Origin of the sequence: Roseibium aggregatum IAM 12614, assembly GCF_000168975.1 — a bacterium.
In the GTDB taxonomy this organism is placed as follows: Bacteria; Pseudomonadota; Alphaproteobacteria; order Rhizobiales; family Stappiaceae; genus Roseibium; species Roseibium aggregatum.
Genome location: NZ_AAUW01000001.1, coordinates 45751 through 71286, shown reverse-complemented (window position 1 = coordinate 71286; position 25536 = coordinate 45751). Strand labels below are relative to the sequence as shown.

17 protein-coding genes, 2 tRNA genes and 1 pseudogene are annotated in these 25536 nt (G+C 58.9%); 3 read left to right on the top strand and 17 right to left on the bottom strand.

Going from position 1 to position 25536, the window contains the following annotated elements:
* Window positions 1-65: 65 nt before the first annotated feature.
* Window positions 66-1178: an IS110 family RNA-guided transposase gene (locus SIAM614_RS00305; RefSeq protein WP_006931135.1), complete on the top strand. Its 1113-nt coding sequence runs from the start codon at window positions 66-68 to the stop codon at window positions 1176-1178.
* A 226-nt stretch (window positions 1179-1404) separates the two neighbouring features.
* On the opposite strand, the gene SIAM614_RS00300 is transcribed toward SIAM614_RS00305, so the two are convergent.
* From SIAM614_RS00300 to SIAM614_RS00265, 10 genes and pseudogenes are all read right to left on the bottom strand, one after another.
* Window positions 1405-1731: a transposase gene (locus SIAM614_RS00300; protein ID WP_006931134.1), complete on the bottom strand. Its 327-nt coding sequence runs from the start codon at window positions 1729-1731 to the stop codon at window positions 1405-1407.
* A gap of 63 nt (window positions 1732-1794) precedes the next feature.
* Window positions 1795-2832, bottom strand: a complete 1038-nt coding sequence (locus tag SIAM614_RS00295; protein WP_006931124.1) for a hypothetical protein — start codon at window positions 2830-2832, stop codon at window positions 1795-1797.
* A 128-nt stretch (window positions 2833-2960) separates the two neighbouring features.
* Window positions 2961-3401 (bottom strand): hypothetical protein, encoded by a 441-nt coding sequence (locus tag SIAM614_RS00290; RefSeq protein ID WP_040438625.1) that lies wholly within the window; start codon window positions 3399-3401, stop codon window positions 2961-2963.
* A gap of 500 nt (window positions 3402-3901) precedes the next feature.
* Entirely contained in the window at window positions 3902-4312 is a 411-nt protein-coding gene (locus SIAM614_RS31815) for a hypothetical protein (RefSeq protein WP_157139605.1), read from the bottom strand.
* A gap of 70 nt (window positions 4313-4382) precedes the next feature.
* Window positions 4383-4813: pseudogene (locus SIAM614_RS32845) on the bottom strand (integrase core domain-containing protein); the annotation flags it as partial.
* A gap of 112 nt (window positions 4814-4925) precedes the next feature.
* Window positions 4926-5501, bottom strand: coding sequence for a hypothetical protein (locus SIAM614_RS31810; protein WP_157139604.1), 576 nt, complete (start codon window positions 5499-5501; stop codon window positions 4926-4928).
* Window positions 5502-5773: 272 nt separating this feature from the next.
* Window positions 5774-6238: a hypothetical protein gene (locus SIAM614_RS31070; protein ID WP_006931116.1), complete on the bottom strand. Its 465-nt coding sequence runs from the start codon at window positions 6236-6238 to the stop codon at window positions 5774-5776.
* Complete coding sequence (locus tag SIAM614_RS00275; RefSeq protein ID WP_006931115.1) at window positions 6239-13291, bottom strand: two-partner secretion domain-containing protein; 7053 nt, start codon at window positions 13289-13291, stop codon at window positions 6239-6241.
* A gap of 12 nt (window positions 13292-13303) precedes the next feature.
* On the bottom strand, window positions 13304-15043 hold the full coding sequence (locus SIAM614_RS00270; protein ID WP_006931113.1) for a ShlB/FhaC/HecB family hemolysin secretion/activation protein: 1740 nt from the start codon (window positions 15041-15043) through the stop codon (window positions 13304-13306).
* 4 nt (window positions 15044-15047) lie between these two features.
* Complete coding sequence (locus SIAM614_RS00265) at window positions 15048-15554, bottom strand: invasion associated locus B family protein (RefSeq protein ID WP_157139603.1); 507 nt, start codon at window positions 15552-15554, stop codon at window positions 15048-15050.
* A gap of 57 nt (window positions 15555-15611) precedes the next feature.
* Here SIAM614_RS00265 and SIAM614_RS31805 point away from each other — a divergent pair, with 57 nt between their 5' ends.
* Window positions 15612-15869 carry a hypothetical protein gene (locus SIAM614_RS31805; RefSeq protein ID WP_157139602.1) on the top strand — a complete coding sequence of 86 codons (258 nt, stop codon included), beginning with the start codon at window positions 15612-15614 and terminating at the stop codon, window positions 15867-15869.
* 337 nt (window positions 15870-16206) lie between these two features.
* Here SIAM614_RS31805 and SIAM614_RS00260 read toward each other — a convergent pair.
* Window positions 16207-16283, bottom strand: a tRNA-Pro gene (locus SIAM614_RS00260).
* Between the two features lie 361 nt (window positions 16284-16644).
* Here SIAM614_RS00260 and SIAM614_RS00255 point away from each other — a divergent pair.
* Window positions 16645-16719 (top strand) — tRNA-Gln (locus tag SIAM614_RS00255).
* A gap of 305 nt (window positions 16720-17024) precedes the next feature.
* On the opposite strand, the gene SIAM614_RS00250 is transcribed toward SIAM614_RS00255, so the two are convergent.
* From SIAM614_RS00250 to SIAM614_RS00225, 6 genes are all read right to left on the bottom strand, one after another.
* Window positions 17025-20156, bottom strand: coding sequence for an efflux RND transporter permease subunit (locus SIAM614_RS00250; RefSeq protein WP_006931108.1), 3132 nt, complete (start codon window positions 20154-20156; stop codon window positions 17025-17027).
* Window positions 20157-20187: 31 nt separating this feature from the next.
* Window positions 20188-21366, bottom strand: a complete 1179-nt coding sequence (locus SIAM614_RS00245; protein WP_006931105.1) for an efflux RND transporter periplasmic adaptor subunit — start codon at window positions 21364-21366, stop codon at window positions 20188-20190.
* A gap of 303 nt (window positions 21367-21669) precedes the next feature.
* Window positions 21670-22521, bottom strand: coding sequence for a metal ABC transporter permease (locus SIAM614_RS00240; RefSeq protein ID WP_006931103.1), 852 nt, complete (start codon window positions 22519-22521; stop codon window positions 21670-21672).
* Complete coding sequence (locus tag SIAM614_RS00235; protein ID WP_006931102.1) at window positions 22521-23432, bottom strand: metal ABC transporter permease; 912 nt, start codon at window positions 23430-23432, stop codon at window positions 22521-22523. The genes SIAM614_RS00240 and SIAM614_RS00235 overlap by 1 nt, the downstream gene beginning before the upstream one ends.
* Entirely contained in the window at window positions 23432-24331 is a 900-nt protein-coding gene (locus SIAM614_RS00230) for a manganese/iron ABC transporter ATP-binding protein (protein ID WP_006931101.1), read from the bottom strand. The genes SIAM614_RS00235 and SIAM614_RS00230 overlap by 1 nt, the downstream gene beginning before the upstream one ends.
* A 76-nt stretch (window positions 24332-24407) precedes the next feature.
* Entirely contained in the window at window positions 24408-25310 is a 903-nt protein-coding gene (locus tag SIAM614_RS00225) for a metal ABC transporter substrate-binding protein (protein ID WP_040438839.1), read from the bottom strand.
* Window positions 25311-25536 lie beyond the last annotated feature (226 nt).

The window sequence follows — 25536 nt, the reverse complement described above, 5'->3', positions numbered from 1 at the left end:
TCCTATGAGAGCGGCTCTGGCTCTCGGATAGGCTGACCGCGTTAATTTGATACGGGAGGCACACTATGGATCAGTATCACGACGCAAACTCGACGGCCTACGTAGCGATTGAGCTCAGCAAGCGCAGCTGGATCGTCGGCATCGCCCATCCGGACCGCGACAAGCCGTCGATACATCGACTTTCTGGTGGTGACACGAAGGGGCTTCTTCGACGACTGGCCGCTACACACAGCAGTGGGCGTATGATCATTTGCTTTGAGGCCGGGCATGACGGTTTCTGGCTTGCCCGCTTTCTGATCGCCCAAGGCTTTGATGTTCGCGTGCTCGATCCAGCAAGCCTGCAGGTCAATCGCCGGGCGCGACGGGTCAAGACGGATCGTATCGATGCTTTGGCGATGCTCAGGGCGCTGGCAGCACTTGATCGCGGGGAACGTCATGTCTGCGCGCAAGTGCGCATATTGAGCGTCGAAGAAGAAGACGCACGCAGGTCACATCGCGAGCGGGACAGGCTCATCCATGAGCGCACAGCCCACGTCAACCGGATCAAGGGGCTGCTCTTTGCCCAGGGCATTCGTGACGTTGAACCAAGGCAGCGCCGAAACCGCATTGACTTCACCCAACTCCAGACAGCGGAGGGACACAGGCTCCCACGACGTCTTCTCGCGGAATTAAAGCGCGAATATGCCCGCCTGATCATGGTCGAAGATCAACTGCGTGAGGTCGAGAAGGAGCGCGACACAGCCGATGCGCAGTCCCCAGCAGTCGAACAGAAGCGACTGGATCTTGAGCAGCTTCATGGTATCGGCGGAACAGCCTCCGCCATTCTTGCCCGCGAAGTCTTTGCACGAACGTTCGCATCGCGCCGCCATTTGGCGTCGTATCTTGGCCTGACACCGAGCGCATACGACAGCGGAACTGTGACCAAATGCCAAGGCATTTCCAAGGCTGGCAACGCGTGGGCACGGCGCATTCTGATTGAGATCGCCTGGCTCTGGATCAAATATCAGCCAGACAGTCCCCTTTCGCGCTGGTATCTGACTCGAACACAAGGCCAGGGCGGCCGCATGCGCCGGATTATGCTGATCGCACTGGCCCGCAAGCTTGCCATTGTGCTGTGGCGCTACGTGGAAACAGGCGTTCTGCCAGAGAGGGCACGACTGTCACCAACCATGGCATAAACTGAAGAACGAAAGAGCTTCAGACCTCCGGCCAGAGGTCTGAGGGCGGGATGACGGGCGTCGTGTCAACGATTGGCGCACCCTCGGAGCGCCGGCAAAAAGTGTGAACCCGTCCCCGATCCGTCCGCGTGAATGCAAGATTGTGGTCAGCCGTCATGGAGCTACCGGATATAAGTTGATGCGGGCATATCCGCATGACCGTCGCGCAACGATCGAACCGTCCGAACTATAACGTATTAGCACTCGCGCTCTGCGGGTGATGGTGCTTTGCAACCCTATTGACAGAAACGGCCTCATATAAATCGTTCTCGACGCTCAGCCTCCCGATCTTGGCGTGCAATTCCTTGACCTCCGCTTCCGTCGGCCCCTCGGATTTGCCTCCACGGGCGAACACATCCGCCATGCCTTCGACAGCCTGACGTTTCCACGTGCTCACCTGGTTCGGATGTACCTGATACTTGGCTGCGATCTCCTGGATCGTCTTGTCACCCCGCAATGCCTCAAGCGCGACCTTCGCTTTAAACGCGTCCGAAAAATTCCGGCGTTTCGCCATTCTCGTATCCCTTCAAATTAATGGGATACACCTTAGCAACCTGTCCGGATTTCCGGGACCACTTCAAGAAATGACTGCCGGATCCCCCACATCCAGCGGATTGGCAAAGAATAAGTCACCTGTAACCGTATTCTTATAGAGGAAACGACCATTGCCGTCTGTCGTTACAAGGTCTTCGCCATCTTCTCCGTAGCCTGTTACATACGGGCCGTTTGACATGGCCGCGATTGCGCCCATTGCCCTGACCGGAGCCGTGAGGTTCCCGTTGCGGAGCAGATCCGCCCAACGACCGGCATCCTCCGGGTTGGCGATCATAGTGCCGAGATAGATCTCAAGGCATTGGCGTGTCTCTTCGTCGCTCAGGTTAATGACATACCCATTGGATGTCGTAACGGAGCAAGTTCCTTGTGCGTAGGCAGGTGAAACGAACAATTGCCAGAGATTAAAGCCATGCTGAGGGTTGCAACCAGCAAGCTGTGTCAGGATCGCTTCGTCCGAAAGGTGTCCCGCACGTTTGGCTTGGGCCAGGTCTTTTAAACCTGGGTTTTCATCTCCCATCCTTTCCATGACACTGGAAACGATTGAAGAAGCTGCGTGCCCAACCAGTTTGACGGCTTTGAAAGCATCCCTGACACTCGTATCACTCACATAAAGCTCAAACCCTTCCTGCTTCTGCGAGGTCACTTCCACCACCGCATCCGGGTCGCGGTTGAGGTTGGCGAGTTGGGTTTCGGTGGCGGTGGTGTCTTCCGCCGCTTCCCGGTCCGCTTCGGTGCGCAGGGCTTCGGCGCGGGCCGTGTCGCCTTCGGCTTCTGCCGCGTCGGCCTCGGCTTCCAGGTCGGCGGCCTTGAGGCCGTCGCCATCGCCGTCGCGCACGGTGATCTCGCCCTCGCCGATGGTGGCGCGGGCAACGCCCTCGGTCTCGGAATTGGAATAGGCCCCTTCCACCGTGATGCCCGGTTTGGACTTGCCTTCCGGATTGGAGCCGATGCTGACGCCGACCGAGCCGGAAACCTGCCGTCCCTTGCGGTGAAGGTCGATATCCGCCGTTTCCAGACGCTCGGTTTCAAGGGTCAGGTCGCCGGAGCGCGAGGCGATCACCCCGCCGGTGATGGAGGTCGTTTCGCCGACATCGGCATGTTATTTGTTTTGCTTAACCTGCTCTACTCCATTCAGGAGCTGGAGCCTCCAGTAAACCAGGTGTGGTTCACTTTTTCTGGGCAAGTCCATCAATACAAGTCTTGGCATTTCAGAGCGTATACTCCCGGAAGCATCTTCTTGATGGGCAATCCAATTTTCTGAAGATACCAACTGAAATCCGTACAACTTTCTCCAACGGTCTTGCGCCCTCCTTCTACGCCAATTGAAAAAACACCAGCTGAAGGCAGCAAAAACAAAAAGTAGTGTCCCTCTCCATCAATCTGAATTTCCGCATAAATACCAGATACATCTTTGCTTTCGAATGATAATTTCACTATTTCCATGTAATCATTTTCATCGCAAATTAATTCTCGATATTCCCTGCCATCCTCATCTTCAACGGTTAAGCGAAGTGTGCCGTCGAAATTTACGCGGGCAGCTGATTGGCGGAGAAAGGCAGCCAGAGCTTCGAAGCTATCAACCTCTTTGAACGTCCCCTCGATATCAATTGTCGCTAGTACCGACATCATTCAAAAACCTTGTATTACGGCCGCTGAACTGACGCCGGTCGCTCTAGAGCCCCCCTGAATTCCGACACTAGAGCTTCCGACTTCATAACCTTGTTCATACTCAAACCTGGATGCTGCGCCTGAGAATCGATCAGGCGCTCTCGCTACCACAGCTCGAAACAATTGATCGATCAAGAGGCGTTGAATTTCGATGGAATGCGGTGGCGCAGATTATCGAACGGGCTATCCGGATATTCTACAAATCAAAGCGCAAACACGCCAGAAATAGGATCCGGTCACCCGTCGAGTTCGAACGGCAGCAGAAAAGGAAAGCCGAGAGCGTCCAGTAAACGCGGGGCTATTTAGTTCATCAGATTGACCGGCTGAGAGTTTAGTTCCTGCGCAACCACAGAATAGCTGACCTGCGCCCAATCCCTGGGCGCAGCAAATAATGCAACCGTCCCTAGTGTTACGAAAAGCAGCGCGCTAAGGGTTCGGATCAGGTGGCGGAGGAGATGCCTCTACAATATTCTCTCACCGGTCCCAACGAAAACCCCGAATTGCGGTAATGTTAACACCCACGGCTCATCCAGATCCGTTGAAAAAATTTCTAGATCCTTTCCGCCTTCCAACCGAAAAACCAAATCAATAGGTCTGTCTGGTGATTGGAAATCGACTCCGACGACAGTGCTTCCATTTAGGATTGAAGAAACTCCTAGAGATTGGTCATCTAAGCATCCTAGGAAGATGCCCTTGCCATCAAATATCCGCCAAACCGATTGCGTACTAAAACTCCAGCTTTCGCCGGAGATTACTAAAGTTGTTTCATCCCAAGATGAAAATGAAATACGGAGCGGAAGTTCAATATTTACCGCTGATAAAAAGGATCGCATATCAATCATCCTGCACAATATGAGTTCTTTCGCGAACATATTTCTTTCGCTCAGCGCGAGTCATACCTGACGGCGGTTGAGGCTGACCTGCTCCCCTGAATGTCCGCGTTCATAAGTAAGCTCTGTTCACGGTGTGATCTTTGCTGGACTGGTTTGCAAATTCATGGGGAGTGAGACCGTCGAGGCTCGTATGCGGTCGTTCCAGATTGTAGTCGATCCTCCAGGTTTCAATGATGTCCCGGGCGTGTCGGTAGCTGCGGAACAGATGTTCGTTGAGGCATTCATCCCTTAGCCGGCCGTTGAAGCTCTCGACAAAACCATTTTGCATCGGTTTTCCCGGCGCGATGTAGTGCCATTCGACGCTGCGGTCCTGCTGCCATTTGAGAATGGCGTTGAAGTGAGTTCCGTACCATTGTCGCTGACCACCATTAAGGAATAGCGAGTGCGGCGCTCAGCGATCCCGTTCAGGTCCCGTGCGGCCCGGGCCCTGGAGATCGAGTTGTCGACGACAGTTCCCAGACATTCCCGGCTGAAGTCGTCACAGCAAATATTTCGAAGTCCTTACAGATTTTACCTAAAATACATATCCAACCGAACGGCAGCATTCTGTTTTGAAATATTGTAAATAAATACAATAAAAAATTTAAACACACTAAGCAACCATACCTGCAATATGCCTCCAGCTTTCAGCATAGTCATCAGAACCAACCTCAAGCGCTAATTCTATTATAGCGCTTGTTGGATTATCTGTCTCCTCAACTACAATTTTGTCTAAGGCACTTGCCAAAACAATAAAATTTTCAAATGTACTTGCTAAAGGCCTCACACGGGCGCCCGGCGCAGTGGTAATATCAACAAAATAAACAGAACCGTCGCCATGATAAGGGCTCGCTTTTGCAATCCCAACAATGTCTGCTTCAAAAGAAGCTACGTTAACTAAATTGTCGGGAAGTAACGGATTTTGAAATTGTCCGTTTAGCGCTCTCAGTGAATCGAGAACACTAACATTGTCTCCTGGACACAAATCAAAAAAACCTAATGAAACCCCCTCGACTTGGTACTGACTAACAAAATCAGTATAACTCCTAGATAAACCTAAACCTCTTACAACTTGGTCTAACTCCACTAGTGGATTGACTCTTTCCTTTAAAATGGCCCCACCAAAGGATCTGATTACTTGTTCTCGGCTTGAATAGTATTCCAATGCTTCAGTAATTGTTTTGACCATAGGCATCAATCTTGGAGATAGGCAAAAAGGTAACTTCGTGGGAATTGCGTTAGGAACCACGCGAGAAAAACACTGAAATTGTCTTGTAGTTCATATTATTTACAAGCTACTTTCAGCCTGTTAAAATCAGTGCTCTCCAGAAATATTTGCAATTACCTTTTTTCAACCCAAGACAGCTTCCGATAACAACGCGATCCCTAACTTAAGTCTTACGCTTAAATAAATTAAGCAACTATAACTAATTTTATGCAAATTAATAAACTAACCTCAGCCTAAACATCGTGAGTTTCGGGTTTATATCCCTGCTCAATTCTATCAATTAGAAGCGGTGCACTTATTATTCCGCGAAGTGAATATCGCAATTCAGAAGCTGTCAATTCTCGATCAAGCATCACTTCGTGTTCGCCGTCCCAAATCCACCAAGGCCCACATTGTCCGTCTGGCGCGACAATCCGCGTTCTAAATCTGGGAAACTCGTAGTTGCAGTCCGAGACTGGGACATTCGCAACAATGGATAGCAAACCTTCATCTAAAGCAGCCTGAAGAGGAAAAAACGCCTGAAATTGAGGTCTTCCTCGAACTACCTCGGAAAAATCCTTGGGCGAAGTTGCATAAAACCCCTCAAATATCGACAAAAGAGAACCAAATCTTTGATTTTTATGTGTAAACTGAGCGTACGCGATCCCCTTTGAAGTTAGAATCTGGACTACATCTCCAATTTTAGCCCGTTTTGCCATTTAAAATCCTGGATACCTTTGCTGCCTCAAAAGCTCTGCACCACGAACTAGTGCTTGCTCATATCTTGTCGTTTTATTGACTTTGGAAATTGAGTTGATTTTGTTGATGAGAGAACCGCCATTTTTGCCTAGGCCGTAGAGGTTGATGAGAACTTGCTCAACTGCACGCGCATCGGCTCTGGAAAGGTTAGCCATACCTGGAATTTGGTCAATAACAATTCCCTTCTCGCGCATATGAGCTTGTCCTCGTTTAACAATGTCATCAGTAATTCCTACATATCGTGTCACACCATCAACTTGGCAGCTATATACGCAGGTTTTTCCACTTATTGTAGCTGTGTTGGAGGCATGTTTTGCGAAACGACCAGCTACTTGGGCACCAAGTCGAGCAGCAACGAATGAACCGCCTTTTGCGACTGCGTGTCCAGCAATTGTCCCTCCCGCTTGTGCAATCAACTCCTCGGCCTGAAGAACTGTGATGTACTGCGACCAGCTCATTCCCGTCGTATCGAAGCCCAACGAGCTCTCGCTCGGTGGCGTCATCTTCAGGAAGGTGGCGAGGTGCAGCTCTTTCTGACCAATAGTATTGTAGAGCTTGAGCACCGTCTGGTTCTTGGTGCTCTTGCAGCTTGGCGCCTGGCAGTGCAATGCCTCGTTCGCCAGCTCAAGCATCAAGACCGTGTCATAAGAAAGCCCGGATACGCTCTCGATGTCCCATTTGGTGATCGATTTCAGCTGAGCGCGGTCAGCGGCTGGCAAGTCTGCAAAAATGCGCGCTGCCAGAGCAGCCTTCGCATAGGCTTGAACGCCGGGATCAAGGCTCTCACAAAATTCTACGAGTTCGGCAAGCGTCTCCCGTTTGATCCCGAACATGAGGTCTTCAATCGCGGTCTGAGAGCAGTCCGCAGCGTAGGCTGGAGTAACAATCCAGTTCAGCGGGTTGTACCGATTATACCCTTGGCGACCGCCGCAGGCGGCCAAGCGCTTTAGCAGTTCGCGTTGTTGGGGAGACACATCCAGCTTTTCGATGGCCTGCCCTAACTCGGAAAGAACCTTGCCCAGGTCCCGCACCGCCGTATCACTCACATAAAGCTCAAACCCTTCCTGCTTCTGCGAGGTCACTTCCACCACCGCGTCCGGGTCACGGTTGAGGTTGGCGAGTTGGGTTTCGGTGGCGGTGGTGTCTTCCGCCGCTTCCCGGTCCGCTTCGGTGCGCAGGGCTTCGGCGCGGGCCGTGTCGCCTTCGGCTTCTGCCGCGTCGGCCTCGGCTTCCAGGTCGGCGGCCTTGAGGCCGTCGCCATCGCCGTCGCGCACGGTGATCTCGCCCTCGCCGATGGTGGCGCGGGCAACACCCTCAGTCTCGGAGTTGGAATAGGCCCCTTCCACCGTGATGCCCGGTTTGGACTTGCCTTCCGGATTGGAACCGATGCTGACGCCGACCGAACCGGAAACCTGCCGCCCCTTGCGGTGAAGGTCGATATCCGCCGTTTCCAGACGCTCGGTTTCAAGGGTCAGGTCGCCGGAGCGCGAGGCGATCACCCCGCCGGTGATGGAGGTCGTTTCGCCGACATCGGCATTGAGCGCGTTGTCGGTGACGATGCCGGAGGGAGCGTTCACCCAGGCCGAGCTGTTGGAGCCCTTGGCCCCATTGACGCTGGCAGAGGCGCCGAAGGTGGGCCCGGCGCCGTCTGCTCCCAGCCCGATGCCAACGGAAACCCCGGCGCTGTAGCCGCTGCTCTGGTTGGAGCCTTCGGCCGTGTCCAGCCGGCTTTCGATCGTGAGGTTGCGGCCGATGTCGAGATCGGCACTGTCGGCTTCGATCCGCGCGCCCTTCAGGGCAAGGTCCCGGCCGGTTTCGACCGACACATTGCCGCCCGCCGTCACATCCGTGTTGGTGTGATAGGTCTGCGACTGGCTGTAGGAACTCTGCTGGCCGGAGACATCCAGCCCCAGGCTGAGGCTGGCGCCGGGGGCGCCATTCTTGCCACTGGCGCCGACACCAAGCGTCAGCCCGATGCCCGCGGACATGCTGGAGCTTTCGCCCTCATAGGCGAGATGGTTTTGCGCCGATTCCAGGATCACATCCCGCCCCGCCGCCATGGCGATATCGTTGCCGGCGTCGATCCGGGCGCCCTTGGCCGTGATGTCGCGCCCCGCCTCCAGGGACATGTCGTTGCCCGCCGACAGCGTGGCGGTGCGGGCGATGGCGCTAACCTCCGACGAGCTGCTTTCCTCGCGGGAGATGCCGATGCCGATGCGTACCCCGGCAATGGTGCCGCCCTGGCGGATGGCGTTGAGCTGGTTGAGCGCGTCGACCGCCTTCAGCCCGGCGGAGACCGCGGAAAGCGCCTGGTAGCCGAGATTGCCCTTGCCCGAGGTTGCCATGCGCGGCGCATCCGCCAGCGATTTCACCGGTCCGGAGATGTTTTCGAAGGCGCCGACCGACAGCGCGAAGGTGTCGATCTTGTGGCTTTCCGAATGGGCATAAAGATCGTGGACGCTGTCCAGGACGATGTCGCGCCCGGCGGTTATGCCAAGGTCTTCGTCGGCGGCGACGGAGGCAGCTTCGGAGACCACATCGCGCCCGGCATCGATGGAAACGTTCCGGCCGGACACCGCCGAGGTGACCTGGGTCAACGAGCTGGTGTCGGAGGTATGCCGCTCGGACTTGTAGCCGGCGACCACGCCCATGTTGCCGGTTTCTGCAAAGAAGCCGCTTTTCTTGTCGACTCTGCTGTCTTCGGAGGTGTTCTGGGCAGCTTCCAGGCGCACATCGCGCCCGGCCGAAAGGGCAACGTCGCTTTCGGAGGATACGGCAGAGCCCTTGACCACCACATCCCCTGCACCGGCCGAGATCTCCAGATCGCCGAGCGCGGTCACCATGGAGCCAACCTGCGTGGTGCTGCTGCTGTCGCGTTTCCTGGAACTTGAGGTCAGGAAGCCGCTTTTGTTGCGCGCGGACCGGTCTTCCCGGCTTTCCTCCGCCGTGCCGATGGTGACGTTTTCACCGGCTGTCAGGCTGGCCGTGCCGTCGCTGGCAATCAGCGAGCCTTCCACGGCAATGTTACGCCCTGCCTTGAGGTCAGCTGCGTCTGCCGCCTGGATGGTGGAGCCGGACACACGGGTCTGGCTTTCGCGCACATCGTAACGGTTGCTGCCCGCCTGGCCACTGGCCTCGAAATGGCTGTCGAGTTCGATGGCGGTCACCACCAGGTCCCGGCCGGCGTCGATTTCCAGGCTGCCGCCGCTGGCAAGATCGGCCCCGGTGATGCGGGTGTCGTTATTGCTGCGGATGGTCAGCGTGTCATCCGCCGTCACCGTGCCGCGCTCATAGGCCCAGGCGCCGATGGCCGTGGTGCCGTTGCCGGTCGCCCGGGTTGCGGTTTCGATCGAGACAGTCTCGCCGGACAGGGTCACATCCCTGCCGCTGATCGTGCCGGACCTGTTGAGCAGAGTGCCGGCGGCGCTGGCGACCAGGGTTTCGTCGGCCTTGATCGTGCCGCGAACGTTTCTGATTTCTGCTGCTTCCAGCGTCGTGTTGCGCCCGGCGATGACAGCGCCGGTCTTGTTGAGGTCCGTTGTCGAGGCAAGGTAGAGACGGGGCGCGATCACCTCGACGCCGTCCACCACCGCGCGTTCGTACCAGACGATGTCGCTGGTCAGGAGCGCGATCTGCTCCTCGCTCAAGGACACGCCGAACGCCAGGTCCAGCGCCTCGGCCTGTGCGCCCGCGTTGTCGATCAGCGTCTTCATCTGCAGGGCATCGGAGGTCTGGTCGGCGGACAGCCAGCGGCGGCCCGTGGCCCTGCGCACCTGCTCTGCCACATACTGGCTTTCGAAATAGGCATCACCAAGCGAGCGGATGTGCTTGTCGATGTCGGGAATGCCGACCGTATCCAGGAAATACTGCGACCCGAAGAATGCGCCAATGTCGACGAACGCGAAGCGGGTTTCGTAAAGGAACGGGCTGCTTTCCGGAGCGCGGCTGAAAAGCTGGCCGTTGAACTTGTAGGACGCGGGGTCGAAGGCCGGGGCCTGGGAGCTGGCGTTGAGCTGAACGATGGACGTGTCCTGCGTGGACTTTTGCAGCTTTTCGGGGGTGGAAGGCTCGCCGGCTTCGTTGGTGAGCGTGCCTGTCAGGTTGCCGATCAGCGATCCGCCGGCGTGGATGGTCGCAGGAGCGGCATCGATGGTTTCGGCGCTCAGCGTCTTGCTTTGCACCCCGTTGTCCAGAAACTTGTGCGAGGGGGCAAAGCCCAGCGTGCGGGTTTCGTAGCTCGACCAGCTCTGGTGGATGGTGATGACCCGCGTCAGGGTCTTGCCGCCGTTGACGATGCTGGTGCCGTCGATGCGCATGTCGCCGGAGGCAACGATCTCGCTGTATTCGTTTTCCAGCGTGCCGACATCCAGCACCATGTTGCCGTTCTGCGCCGCGATACGCGCGACCGGGTCGACCAGCTCAAAGGTGTCTTCGGTGACGAAGATGGTCACCACATCGCCCGAACCTGCTGCGCCGTCCTCGTCGGGGGCGAGCATCAGCCAGTCGTCATAGGTGCCGTTGTCCGGATCGAACTCGGGAATGGATGTCGGTGCGTATTCCTTCCACCAGTTCTGGTCCCAGTCCGCTGCCGTGGCATTTTTGGCCTTGAGAATCTCAGAGATCTTTTCCGGGTGCGGCACGAACACATAGCCGCCGGGCCCGCCGCCAGTATCCCAGAACTGGTCCCAGTCGCCGATGCCGCCGGCCGCCCAGTATTTGGAGAACCCGCCCTTCAGCCAGTCGGGAGGATAGGCCCCGGCGACGACTTCATTGGCATATGCGGTCGTCTTGGTGTCGAAGGTGACACCGGTGATGTTCTTCAGGCTTTCAGCCCGGATCGTCAGCGTTCCGGACCGTGCCTCAATGATCCCGCCCTTGCGGTTGATGATGCTGGCCGCCTTGGTGCCCGCCGTGCGGCCTTCCAGCGTCAGGCCGTTTTCGGCAACAAGAACGCCGCCATGGTTGTCCAGGTTGACCGAGCGGATGGTCAGGCCGTTGCCTGCGTGAACACCGCCCCGGTTGGTGAAGCTGTCCAGCCCATCGAACAGGGCAGCATCATTGGCAATGATGTAAGCGCCGGAGGCAACACTGGTGGTTCCGCCGTTGACCGTCAGCCCGCCGGTCGCTTCCAGTTTGCCGGTCACCGACAGGGTGCCGCCGACGGTCAGCTGGCCGTTTCCGTTCACGCGCAGCAACCCGGCAACGGTCAGATCGTTGACGCTGAGGTCCAGCGTGTTGGTGGCGGTCAGCCCCGGGGCGGCAGCGGCAAGCGTTGCAGTGCCGGTGATGCTGCCGGAGATATCCCGTGCCGCGACCGTCGCACCGGAGCCGCTGAGGGAAAGCCCACCAAGATCAAGCGCCAGCGAGCCGACCTCCAGCGCGCCGAGCTGGTTCCAGGTGCCGGCGGTGATCCGTGTCAGGTCGCCGGACTGAATGCGGGACCCGGCGGCCACGTTGAGCGAACCGGATGCGGTGAGCGTCAACGTGCCGGCATCCGTTATCGCCGTGCCGTCACTCGTGACGCCGGCAAAAACCTTGCCGCCGGAAATGTCGATCACCGGTGCTGTCAGCGCGACATGGTCGCGCGCGTTGACCTCGCCCGCCGTTGCCACGGTCAAACGGCCGGCTGCCGAAAGAGCAAGGTCTCCGCCGGAATAAAGCACCGATCCGGAGGCGACCGTGACGTCGCCAAGGCTGGAGGCGACATCGATTGCACTGGCGATCGATGCGCTGCCAAGGACCACGTCGTTTGATGCCCGCACCGTGTAGGTGTCGGCGGCAACGGTTCCGGATTGCTGAAGCGCGCCGACGTTGAAGGTGATGGCCTCGCCCGCCTGAAGGTGGCTGGCAGCGGAAAAATCGGCCAGGCCCGTCGTTGCCACCCTGATGGAACCGACCCCTGCTGCCAGCGTGCCGCCGGGCGCCATGCCCGCCAGGAGCTGCGCCTCGTCAAAATCGACGCCTGCCGCTTCCAGCTCCACCTGGTTGCCGGCACCAAGGGTTGCCTCCTTGGCAACCTTGATATCTCCACCGGCCTTCAGGATCAGCGTTTCCTGGCCGTAGACGGACGCATTTTGCTGAACTTCCACCGACCCGTTGACAGACTGGGCACGCAAGGTCTTGCGGGCAGAAACCGTGCCGCCAAGCACCAGCTTGCCGTCGGCAGTGATCTGAAAATCGCCGGTGGCTGCGGTCGCGCTTTCCGGAGCACGCACACCGACGCCGCTTTCCGTGCCGATCAGCTTGATGCGGCCGGCATACATGCCACCAAGCGCGGAGGAATCGATGGCAAATTCCGGCTTGTCCGCCGCCGACCCGGCCTTGGCCGCAACCGAGCGGTTGGCATAGTCGTAGTCGTTGCGTCCGGCAAAGACGCCGAGGTTTTCGCCTGCGTGGATCTTGCCGTTGATTTCGACCGCGCGCGAGACGATGTCGAAATAGTCAACGCTCTCCGCCGCCACGCCGTCCGCGCCGATGGTGACGGTGCCCCGGTCGACAGAGAAACCCTTCAGCGTTCCGGTATCGACCTGCGGCACGCCGGTCGTCAGGGTCGCCCGCGGAATGTTGATGAAGCCGCAGCCGTTACAGGTGATGCCGTTTGGGTTGGCGAGGATGTAGTCCGCCTGCCCGCCGTGCAGCTCCGTCGCGCCCTGCAACAGAGACCGGTTGGACGAGGTGACTTCGTTCAGGATCACCGTTGCCGGGCCGGAGCCTTGAAGATTGGGGTTGCCGGCGATGTAGCCGCCCAGGTTGCTTTGGCCGACACCCTTGGAATTGTTGAGGATGAGGCCGTTCTTGCCGACATTGAAATCGGTGAACTTGTTGTGGGACAGGCCTTGTGCGTTTGGGGTGACGATGTTCTGTACCGGCACGCCGTTTGGCGCCGCGATGATCTCAGGCCGGTTACCGGAAGCGGCCGCACCATCCGGCGTCAGCCCGCCGGCAAAGGCCGGCAGCGAGGTCTGGACCAGGAAAACCGTACAGAAGAAACCATTTAAAACGGACTTGATCATAAGCTGATCCGCCTAAAACGTTTGAGAAATGCCCAGCCGGAAACGCAAAAAGCCGTTTTCGGCCGGATCCAGAAATGTCGGATGGGCCAGAGCCCGCTCATATGCCACTTCGCCGGTCACGATGCCGCCGCTCAGCCGCAGGCCGACCGCACCGCCCATCAGCTCGCCGCCTTCCAGCGGATCGTCGGGATCTTCCAGGACGCCACCCGCATCGAGCCCGGCGTAGACCTGCGGCAGACCGAATATCCGCTTCAGGTTGTCCGGGGCTTTGCTGGCGAACGCGGGCGTGAACCCAAGCTCAAACTGGCCATAGCCGCCGGCGTCACCCGACAGGCTGACATCCCGGAAGCCGCGAACGGACAGCGGCCCGCCAATGGTCACCCTTTCGGAGGCAAACAGCGTGTCGGGTGAAAAAGCGCCATAGGTGCTGGCCTGGAAGGAAAGCTGGCCCACAGGGTTCTGCCAGACCCGCTGGTAGAACCCCGACAGCGTCACCTGGCTGAACTGGGCCGCCGGTGTGCCATCCAGCTGGCGGCTGTCCTTCTGGGCGGCGAAGCCTTCCAGCCCCTGCCTGAAGGCGACGCTCGCCTGGCCGAACCCGCCTGCGATCCGGCCGCTGATCTTTGTGGAGGCTTCCAGAACGGCCAGCCGCTGGCTGGAGGCGTCGATGAAGATCTCTTCGATGTAGTTGGTGGCTTCCTTCAGCGAAAAAGCGCCACCCGCGCGCCAGACGTAGCGCCCGGTGCGGTGGAGCACGCGGTCCAGTTCCACCCGGCCTTCCCAGCTTGTGCCGTCATAGCTGTAGTTGCCCGACGGGCTTTCCAGGCGGGACAGATAATCCAGATAGGAACCGCTGATGTTGACGGTCCAATAGCGCCAGGGAACGGAAAGATAGGCGTTGATCGAGCGCGAATAGATACGCTCGTCCAGCCTGTCGAGCGAACTGCGGGCGGAGATCGTCAACAGCTCGTTCAACCCGAGCACGTCCTCGAAGCCGGCGATGCCGTTCCACTGATGACGACCGGTGCTTGTGGCCCCGCCATTGTCCAGCGACGCGGACAGTTGCACCGCGTAGGCGTCTTTCACCTCGATGGTGACGATGCTCTGACCGACGCCAGCGCCCGGCTCGATGCGGATGACAGCTTCCTTCGATCCCAGCCGGTTGATCTGCTCCAGGCCCTGCTCGAAATCACGGATATTCATGATCCGGCCGGACCGCTCGCCGAACAACTGGGCCGCCCCTCGCCGCGCCTCGCCGTTTTCCTGGAGGTGAACCTCGGACACCGAGCCCTCGACGATGAGAACACGCAATTCGCCCGAGCCGAGATCCTGCGGCACCAGATAGGCGCGCGAGGTGACATAGCCCTTCTCGACGTAATAATTGGTCGCGGTTCTGAGCACGTTCTGGATGTCGGTCAGCGTCAGACAGGCGCCCTGACGGTTGCGGACCAGCAACTCCAGTTTGTTTGCCGGAACGCGCTTTGCGCCTTCGAAGCGGATCCGGTCGACGTTAACACACGGTCCCTCACCGCCGGTTGCCTGCGGCAGCAGATCCGGCGAACGCTGGGATGGCTCGGTCGTTCCCCCGAGGAATCGATCGCGCTCCAACCGGCGCTGCTGTTCCTCGCGTTCGATGATCTGGCGCTGCTGACGCAGCACATCCTCGATCCCCGCAGGCGTTTGAGCCGCTGCAGGCAGTGCAACCAGCAGTGCCCCTGCAAGCGGAGCCGAGAAACGCACAAGTGCTCGCATGATGTCAGTCGGTTGCGTTGCCCGTGGAAAGGTCTTTCAGGCGCGCCAGGGCAGCTGCGGACCCCTGCAGCGAAAACTCGATGCGCACCGGCTTGTCGTTGGTGGCGGTGACACCGATCGCGGTGAGCCGATTGCCGGTACGCAGCATTTCCAGAGCGGCATCATCCAGCGGCACCGGCACAACGCAGCCAGAGGGAAGACACGTCAGGAATTGCGCCTTCGGCATCTCCGCGTCATCGACCGCAAGTGTGAGGCCTTGCGACAAGGCCAGACCGAAGGGTGTCAGGACCGTAAGGATCGGCCCTTCACCGGTCCGCTCCTCGACCAGCAATGCGGACAGGCGCTGCCCGGTCTTTTGCTGCACCAGCTCCTGCGTCATCCGGCAGGTGCGCGTTTCGGCCTCCACGCAGGTAACCGTCCACGCCTTGAACCGCTCTGTAAGGGTCTTCTGGTCCGGTTGGTCAGATTGTGCCGACGCATGCCCGCAGGCTGCGAGCAGACCTGTCGCCACCAGCGCCGGTTTCCTGCAACTGCGGCGCACACCGGACCACAAGGACGGCGTCTTGCGATGACTGAAGACGAAATTCAACGGAAAGAAAGAATGGAAAAACATTGTCTGTGCCTGGGTATCTGTTTTTTTGACGGCAGCACGCAGAGCGTGCAGAGGCATTCCGCCGGACGAACCGGCAGGTCAAAGGTCAGGGTCGTTCAATTGCAGCGGTTTTTGCCGGATCTTCAAAATCAGCACCGGCAAGTTATTCAAAAACAACGAAACTTTGGTGCATTGTTTTTTCCCGCATTGTCTTTTTTGTTAATGCTGCCCTAAGGGGTCATGCCATAGGTTGCAAGCAACTTTTGCGCGAAATCCCCTAATTTGGTTGTGTTAATTTATTTGGCAATTGATTTAAGTTCGGTTTTACTCTCCAAAACACTCAATCAAAACGAGTGTTTATGATCACCCTCAAGGCGAGTGATCAAGAAGAGCAACGCCCGTTCAGACCGCGTTTTTTTCGGGGACGACCAACAGGGCCACAGCTCCAGGGATGCACTGAAACGGGCAGCAGGTTGCAAAAGAAGGTTTGAAACGCACAAACACTTCGCGAAATGCAAATGCACGCTACCGGCGCAACCCAACTAATAAGTCTTCAGATTTTAGGGAAAAATGGTCGGAGTGAGAGGATTCGAACCTCCGACCCCCTCGTCCCGAACGAGGTGCGCTACCAGGCTGCGCTACACTCCGACACAAAATATGAGCTTAGAAAGCTAGGCTCATCGGGAACAGCGGGGCAAGGCCTCGCTGTGTGGAGCGTCATGTAGCAAAGCTGGTCTGATCCCGCAAGCGATTTGAATTGCCGAATGTCACTTTTTTGAAACTGTGAACAACCTCAGCACGCTAAGTGCGAATTGAACCGTTTTGCAGCGGACAGACGCGAGCATGGCCTGTCGCCCTGAAAGGTGGAAGCTGTTGGAAACAGCGTCAAATCATTCGGACGAAGGCTCTGCAACGCACCTGGGGAAAACCGGTCCCGCCCCTTCAAAGTTTGCGCTTGAGGAGACTTGCGCAAAGGGTCGAGGCTCGCTATACAGCGTCCCCACGGCCTTGGGGTGTAGCCAAGCGGTAAGGCAGCGGTTTTTGGTACCGCCATGCGAAGGTTCGAATCCTTCCACCCCAGCCAGTTTCTTCCCTGAAAATTCCAATACCGTTTGCGGAAAAGCACCGCCTCCCGAGGCGTATGGTTTTGCTGGCCTGCCAATCGGCCGCATGCGTCTGCGGGTCCGGATCAGCATCACTCGTTCGTTGGGCGCTTGATCTCATGGAGTATCGCCGGGCGGTCAACTCTCAAACGAAAAGGCCCGCCTGCGGTGACTGCGGGCAGGCCTATCGTAACTCTTCTATTCCAGGAACAATCCGGATCGGCTCAACGCATCGTCCAGACCGGCCTTCGCAAGGTTTCGTGGGGGTGACCGGGTTCCGCCGGTGTCACTCGCCCGGCTGCTGGCCCATGGCCCGTGCTGCGTCCATTTCCTTGTGAAGGCGTTCTTCCTCCTGAACGGCCGGGGTGATGAACCGTCCGAGCAGGAGATAGGCAACCGGCGTCAGGAACAACGTCGAGATGGTCGCAAGGCCAAGCCCGCCGACGATGACGAACCCCAGAGCAATGCGCGCTTCCGCCCCGGCTCCACTGGCCATGATCAGCGGAACGCCGCCGACGATGGTGCAGATCATGGTCATCATCACCGGCCTCAGGCGGATGTTGGAGGCGTTTTCGATTGCCTCGCGCAGCCCCTGCCCGCGATCGCGCAACTGATTGGCGAATTCCACGATCAGGATGCCGTTCTTCGCCATGATGCCCACAAGCAGCACCAGGCCGATCTGGGAATAGACGTTGAGCGTCGTTCCGGTGAGCAGCATGGCAAAGACTGCGCAGGCCAGGCCGAGCGGCACCGTTGCCATGATGATGAGCGCGCTGATGAAGCTCTCGAACTGGGCCGCCAGCACAAGCAGGATGATGACAATCGCAAAGCCGAAAGTGCGCGCCATGGAGGACGACTGTTCCCCCAGCGTTGCCGTTTCCGCCAGCGGCACGATGCGGGCACCGGGCGGCAGCAGCGGCTCTGCGATCTTCAGCGCTTCCTCATAGGCGTTGCCGAGGGCGAAATCGTCCGCAAGGCCTGCCGTGATGGCAACGGAGCGCAACTGCTGCTCGCGGGCAAGCGCCGGCGGCACGGCCTTTTCCACCAGGCTGGCGATGGTCGAGACGGGGACGAAGCGGCCGTCGCCTGTCTTGATGAAGATGTTCTCCATGTCCGTCGGGTCGTTGATCGGGTTGGAGGTGGATACGAACTTCACGTCATAGGCCTGGTCGTTGATGAAGACCTGCCCGATCTTGCGGCCGTCCAGCATGGCCTGCATGGCCGTGCCCAGGCCGTTGATATCGATGCCGAGGTCGGAGGCTCGCTCCCGGTCGATGGAAACGGAAAGCTGCGGCTGTGTCGCTTCGGTGGAAAGCCGCACCTGGCGGAACCGCGGGTCCTGTTCCATCGCGGAGACGATCTTGTCGGCCGTTGCGCCCAGGGTCGCATAATCGTTGCTGCCGGCAACGGCAAACTGAAGCCCGGAGCCGGCCCCGCGAATGCCGAGGCTGTTGGGCTGGAAGGCGAAGGCCCGCACGCCCGGGACATTGCGCACCAGCGAACTGACTTCCGAAAGGATCTGCTGCTGCGAGCGCTCGCGTTCATCCCAGGGCGCCAGACGCATGACGATGAAGCCGCTGTTTTTCGAACCGCCGGTGCCCGCAATGGAGAAGGTGCTGATGATCTCGCCGTTATCCCGGTAAGGCTCTAGCAGATTTTCAATGTCGCGCATCTGCTGCGACAGGTAATCCAGACTGACGCCCTGGGGCGCAGAAATGCGCATGAAGGCTATCGAGCGGTCTTCGGTCGGCGTCAGCTCCGTCTTGATGGTCGGAAACAGCACGCCTGCGGTTGCAGCGAACAGCAGCGAGACGGCGACGACCACAATCGGTGCGTCGAGGCAGGCATGCAGGCAGCGCCGGTAGAGCCCGCTCAGAAACCGCCCGAGTCCACCCGCGGCACCGCCGTGATCGCTGGCCTGCCCGCCGGGTTTGCTCTTGAGGATGCGCGAGGCCAGCATGGGACAGAGCGACAGCGCGACGATGGACGACAGGAACACGGCAATCGCAAGCACGAAGCCGAATTCGCGGAACAGCCCTCCGGTCTGCCCCGGCAGGAAAGACAGCGGCACAAAGACGGCGATCAGCGTTGCCGTGGTTGCCAGCACCGCGAAGAAGACCTCTTCGGCCCCCAGAACCGCCGCCGCCCGGGGGCCGATCCCCTCGTTGCGCCGGCGGACGATGTTTTCCAGCACCACGATGGCATCGTCCACCACAAGGCCGGTTGCCAGTACCAGAGCCAGCAGCGTGAGGATGTTGATGGAGAAGCCGGCAAGATAGATTGCCGCCAGTGTGCCGATCAGCGCCACAGGCAGGGACACCCCGGGTATGATGGTCGCCCGCCAGTCCCACAGGAAAATGAAGATGATCAGCAAAACGATGCTGACCGAGATGGCCAGGGCAATCTCGACTTCATGAATGGCGCCGTTGATGAAGGTGGCGTCATCGCTGGTGACCTCGATGGTCATGCCGTCCGGCAGATTTTCCTGGATACTGTCGACCGCGGCGCGCACGCCTTCCGAAATCTCCAGAGTGTTCGACTGGGCCGAACGAATGATGCCAAGGCCAATGCCGGACTTGCCGTTGGCGCGGAGCTGGGTCTGGCCGAGATCAGGGCCAAGCGTCACCGTTACGAAGTCGCGAAGTCTGGCCCGGCGGTTGATGATGACGCTTTCGAATTCTTCCGGAGTGTCGATGGACGCTGTCGCCCGCACGATCAGATCCTGGTTCTGACTGGTAAGCGAGCCCGCTGGCGTATCGAAGGCCATCGACGACAGAGCCTTTGCCACATCGGCGATGGTCAGATTGAGACTGGCCATCTTGGCCTGATCGATATCGATGCGGAAGATCTTGTCGCGGTCGCCATAGACCTGGACATCCGCGACACCCGGAACAGCGGCCAGTGCGTCGGAAATCTCGTCTTCCACCAGCACCGTCATGTCCTCGACCGACATGCGATCGGAGGTCACCCCCAGGCGCAAGACCGGCTGGGCATTGGCGTCCGCCTTGATGATACGGGACGGCTCGGCGTCTTCCGGCAGGTCGTTGGTAATACGTCCGAGCGCATCGCGCATGTCGGATGCGGCAACGTCGAGATCGACATCGTCGGCAAATTCCACCGTCACGCGGCTGCGGCCAAAGGAGGAGGAGGAGGAGATCGCCTTGACGCCGGACACACGCGCCACGGCGCCTTCGATGACACCGGTCACTTCGCGGTCAATGGTTTCGGCGGCGGCGGCCGGATAATTCGTGCTGACGGTGATGACCGGGCGGTCGACATCGGGCAGTTCGCGCACTTCGATGCCGAAAATTGCCGCGATGCCTGCGACCACGATCAGCATGTTGATCACGAAGGCAAGAACCGGGCGCCGGACGAACAGGCCGGTGATGCCCAATTGCTTCAAACGGTCCATCTGCATGGCAATCTCTCCAAGACCTTCAGGTCAGACTTCAGGAACCGCTTCCGCTGGAAACAGGCGCTACCGGCATATCGGAAGCCGGTGCCTGCTTGCGGTCTGCAACCGTCAGCTCGGCACCGTTGCGCACCAGATGAATGCCTTCGGTCACGACTTCGTCGTTTACGGTCAGCTCAGCATCAACCAGAACGCTGTCGGTGTTGCGCTGAATGATGCTGACCGGAACGCGCACGCCCTTGCCGTCGCGCACCGCCCAGACAAAGGCGCCGTCCGATCCCCATTGCACGGCCAGCGGATCGACCGCCGGGTACTTGTCGCCAGGAAACTTCATCGAAACCTGGAACGACATGCCGGCTCTCAGCTTGTCGGCCTTGTTCGGAAAACGCGCACGAACCTGGAGGGTCCGGCTGTCGATATCGATGCGGTTGTCGACGGCACTTATGACACCTTCGAAGGTTTCCCCGGGGCGCGCAACCGACGTGGCGGTGATCGGGGAGCCGACCGTAATGGCCGCCGCATAGCGCTCCGGCACCCAGAAATCGACGAGAATTTCGCTGCGGTCATCGATGGTTGCGATGACGGTTTGCGACGAAACATAGTTGCCCGCGGTGATGGGCAGAATACCGACAACGCCGCCGATGGGCGTTTCGATGGAGCGGCGCGACAGCGCCAGTTCGGCTTCGCGCAGTTGCAGTCGCGCGTTATCCACCGAAAGCTCCGCATCGGTCACCTGCACGGCGGTGGCGGTGTTGGTCTTGCGCAGCACCTGCATGCGCTGCAACCGGGCCTCGGCATCCTTGAGGGCATTAGCCGCCCGCTCAACGGCGATCTGCTCGGCGTCCAGATCCAGTTTGGCAATGGCGTCGCCCGCTTTCACCGTGGCGCCGGACTTGACCAGAACCTCGGTCATGCGGCCACTGGTATAGGGTGTCACGGCCACGGACTGCAGCGCCGTGCTGGTGCCGATGGCGGACAAGCGGTCATTGATGGTGATCTCGACCACCGGAGTTGCGACGACCGCCCCTTGCGGCCCTCCCCGGCCACGGCGCGGTTTGTCGCCCTGTTCCGGCGTCGCGTCGGCCACGGCAAAATCCAGCCAATCGATGCCCCAGGCGCTGAGCTGCGCACCGGCACCCGGATAGAAGCGAACCCAAAGCCCGGCGGCCACGATGACGACCAGAAGTGTGAGGACGAGCTGTTTCCAGGTTGACAATTGGAACTCCGATCAGAACTTGCCGGCACTGCCGATAACGGTTGTATGCGGAAGCTGGTTTTCTACGGCAAATCCCGTATTCCAACAATCGATAAGGTGTACAAATTTGTAAGCGGAGCAGCACAGATTGACGCTCAAGAATTGTTCCCTCTTCTCGATCCTGGCCAGGATATAGAGCCCGGCCTCGAAATGTCATCGAAGCCGTTCAAGACCGGGCTTCCTACCCAGATAGCGTCGAAACTGCCGGGAACCAGTGCTGGCCGTCTTGAGCGCGGGGCGTTTCAGAATGAGGGCGGCAGGCTGCTACGCCGCATCGTCCGCACGGCGCAAGGATGCCTGACGGGTCAGCACCTGACGGCGGGCGAAAGCTGCAAGGAAAACCGCTGTCAGAATGAGCACGATCGTGGGAGCCGGTGCACTGTCGAGGAAAAAGCTGGCGTAGGTGCCGGCCACCATCGAGGCCATGCAGACCAGCACCGCGACGTAGAGCATCGTCTTGAAGGTGCGGACCAGCAGGAATGCAATTGCCCCCGGTGCGATCAGCAATGCGACCGCCAGAATGAGACCCGCAGCCGACAAAGTGGCAACAATGGTCAGGGACAGTGCTGCCAGAAGCCCATAGTGCAGCACCTGGACCGGCAAGCCTGAGGCCTGCGCCTGGGCAGGGTCGAAACTGTGCAGCAGCAGATCTTTCCACTTGAGCACCAGCGCACCACCGACGAAGAGGGCGATAACCCCGGCGGTGATCAGCTCATGACGTTCCACGCCAAGCATATTGCCGAACAGGATATGGTCCAGATGGGCGTTCGTGCGGATCGAGACATAGAGCACGATGCCGACGCCGAACATGCCGGAAAAGACGACGCCCATCACCGTGTCCTGCTTGACCCGGCTGTTGCCCGACAGATAACCCGTCAGGACGGCACAGATCATGCCGGCGGCAAAGGCGCCGATGATCAACGGAATGCCGAGGATATAGGCGAGCACAATGCCGGGCAGCACCGCATGGCTGACGGCATCCCCCATCAGGGCCCAGCCCTTGATGACCAGAAAACAGGACAGCAGAGCCGTCGGGATCGACACGATCACACAGATGAGGAACGCGTTCTGCATGAAGGGAAACTTGAACGGCAGCAGAAGGGTGTCGAGATCCATCACGCCTGATCTCCCGTTTCCGATTGCGCCGCTTCCAGGGGATATCCGCGGCGCAGGGCCTCTGCCGATTTGCGGCGGGCGGCCAGAAGGCCGTGTTTTGGCGCCAGCACGAAGGTGATCAGAAACACCAGCGTCTGCAGGGTGACGATGATGCCGCCGGTCGCCCCGTCCAGAAAGTAGCTGATATAGGCCCCCGCAAAACTCGTCAGGGTGCCGATGGCCACGGACGTCAGTATGAGGCGCGGGAAGCGGTCGCACAGGAGATAGGCCGTCGCACCGGGCGTCACCACCATTGCGATGACCAGAAAGGCGCCGACTGTCTGCATGGCTGCAACAACGGACGCGGACAGAAGCACGAAGAAGACTGCCTTCAGAAGACCGGGCCTCAATCCGATTGTGCGGGCGTGGCTCTCATCGAAGAAGGTGACCATCAGATCTTTCCACTTCAGCGTCAGGATCGCCAGCGACACGAAGCCGATGATGGCCAGTTGCAAGGTGTCTTCCGGCGTGATTGCCAGAATATTGCCCATGGTGATCGTCTGCACCGAGACCGATGTCGGGCTGATGGAAACGATGAAGAGGCCAAGGCCGAAGAAGGAGGTGAAGATGAGCCCGATGATCACATCGACCTTGAGGCCCGAGCGTTCTGACAGGAACAGCATGGCACCGGCCGCAAGCCCGCCGGCGAGAAACGCGCCGAGCGAAAACGGCAGACCCAGGATATAGGCGCCTGCGACGCCCGGCACGACCGAGTGAGACAGGGCATCGCCGATCAGCGACCAGCCCTTCAGCATCAGGTAGGACGACAGAAAGGCGCAAACGCCGCCGACAAGCGCAGACACCCACATGGCATTGGTCATGTAGCTGTATTGAAAGGGTTCAAGCAGATAGGCGAAACTGAAAGGCTCCATCAGTCGCGCCCCTCCCTGACCTGCACCTTGTCGCCATATTGAACGAACGGACGCTCGTCGTCGGTCAGAATGGTCACCGTTCGCTGATCGCCGTCGGTGTGCAGTGTCTGGTCGGAAATGGTGAAATGGCGCAATACGCCACCAAAGGCCTTTTCCAGGTTCACTCGGGTGAAGGTTGTGGCGGTTGGTCCGTAGTCCAGCACCGTTCCCTTGACCAGCACCGTCCTGTCGCAGAATTCGGGCACGGACCCGAGGTTGTGCGTCGAGACCAGCATCACCCTGCCCTCTGCCTGCATTTCCCGCAGCAAGGTAATGATCTGTTCTTCGGTTTTAACGTCGACGCCGGTGAATGGCTCATCCAGAAGGATCACCTGCCCGTCCTGGGCAAGAGCGCGGGCAAGAAAGACACGCTTGCGCTGTCCACCGGAGAGTTCCCCGATCTGCCGATGCCGGAAATCCTGCATGTTCACGCGCGCCAGCGCCTGATCGACAGCCGCATGGTCAGCCGGTTTCGGCCGGCGCAAAAAGCCCATGTGGCCATAGCGGCCCATCATCACCACGTCCTCCACGAGGACGGGGAATGACCAGTCGACCTCTTCCGACTGGGGCACATAGGCAACGAGGTTTTTCTTCAGCGCTTCCCGTACGGGCATATCCAGGATGCGGATGCGCCCCTTGGCCGCCGGAACGAACCCCATGATGGCCTTGAACAGGGTCGATTTGCCTGCGCCGTTCACTCCGACAAGAGCCGTGACGGTTCCGCGGGGAATCGAGAAAGTGGCATTCCAGAGTGCCGTGTGCCCATTGCGGTAGGTAACGGTCACGTCCTCGGCTGCAATTCCGTCATCGTCCCTGACGTTGGGCATTTCCATAACCGGCTCCTTGATGACGTTCAGCATTTACACTTTCCAGTACATTCCGCAGTTCCTGCGACACAATCAAGGCGGTATCGGCCTCCCCCCCTGATACGGTGCTTTATTCGGCGGTGGATTTCAGTCCGTCGACAACCGTGCTCGATGTGACCTTGAGCAGATCGAGATACGTTGGCACCTTGCCGTTCGCCTCACTCAGGGAATCGACGTAAAGATCGCCGCCGTATCTTGCACCGGTTTCCCGCGCCACTTGCTTGGCAGGCGAGGTATTGACCGTGCTCTCGCAGAAGACGACCGGAATGTCGTGTTCGCGCACCCCATCAATCACCGAGCGGACCTGCTGCGGCGTGCCGACCTGATCGGCATTGATCGGCCAGAGATAAAGCTCCTTCATGCCAAAATCGCGAGCAAGGTAGCTGAATGCGCCTTCACAGGTCACCAGCCAGCGCTTGTCTTCCGGAATGCCGGCGACGGCCTGGCGCAGCGGCTCGATGGTTTCGCGCAACCTGGTCTTGTAGGTCTCTGCGTTGGCGGCATAGGTGGCCGCGTTGTCCGGGTCGTATTCGGCGAATGCCTTGGAAATATTGTCGATATAGATCAACGCATTGTCCAGCCCCATCCAGGCATGCGGATTCGGCTTGCCCTCATAGGAGCCTGCCGCAATCGAGATCTGCTCGATCCCTTCCGTCAACGTTACCGACGGGATCTCCCCTAGGTTGGACAGGAACTGTTCGAACCAACGCTCAAGGTTCATGCCGTTCCACAGGATCAGGTCCGCATCGGAGGCCCGGACGATGTCCTGCGGCGTCGGCTCATAGCCGTGAATTTCCGCGCCCGGTTTCGTGATGGACACCACGTCGGCAGCCTCACCGGCAACATTTTGCGCCATGTCGGCAAGAACGGTGAAGGTGGTCACCACCTTCATCTTGTCCTTTGCGAAGGCAGCCGTTGCCGGTCCAGCAGCAATCGCCGCGAGAGAGACCGTCAGAACGAGTTTTTTCAGCATCACCATATCCCGGTATCAAGATCACTTCTGCAAGTGATATTGCAACTCATTCGCAACTGTCAAGTTTTTGCGAATGAGTTGCAATATCATTCTTATGTCAGGCACCCATTGTCGCGGATCCCCATCGGCAAGGAAACCGCCAACACCGGAAAAGTCCTGTGCCGGTACTGAAAAGAAGCTGTCGCGAACCGCACGCGTTTTTCAAGCACGAAAAAGACGCCCCACC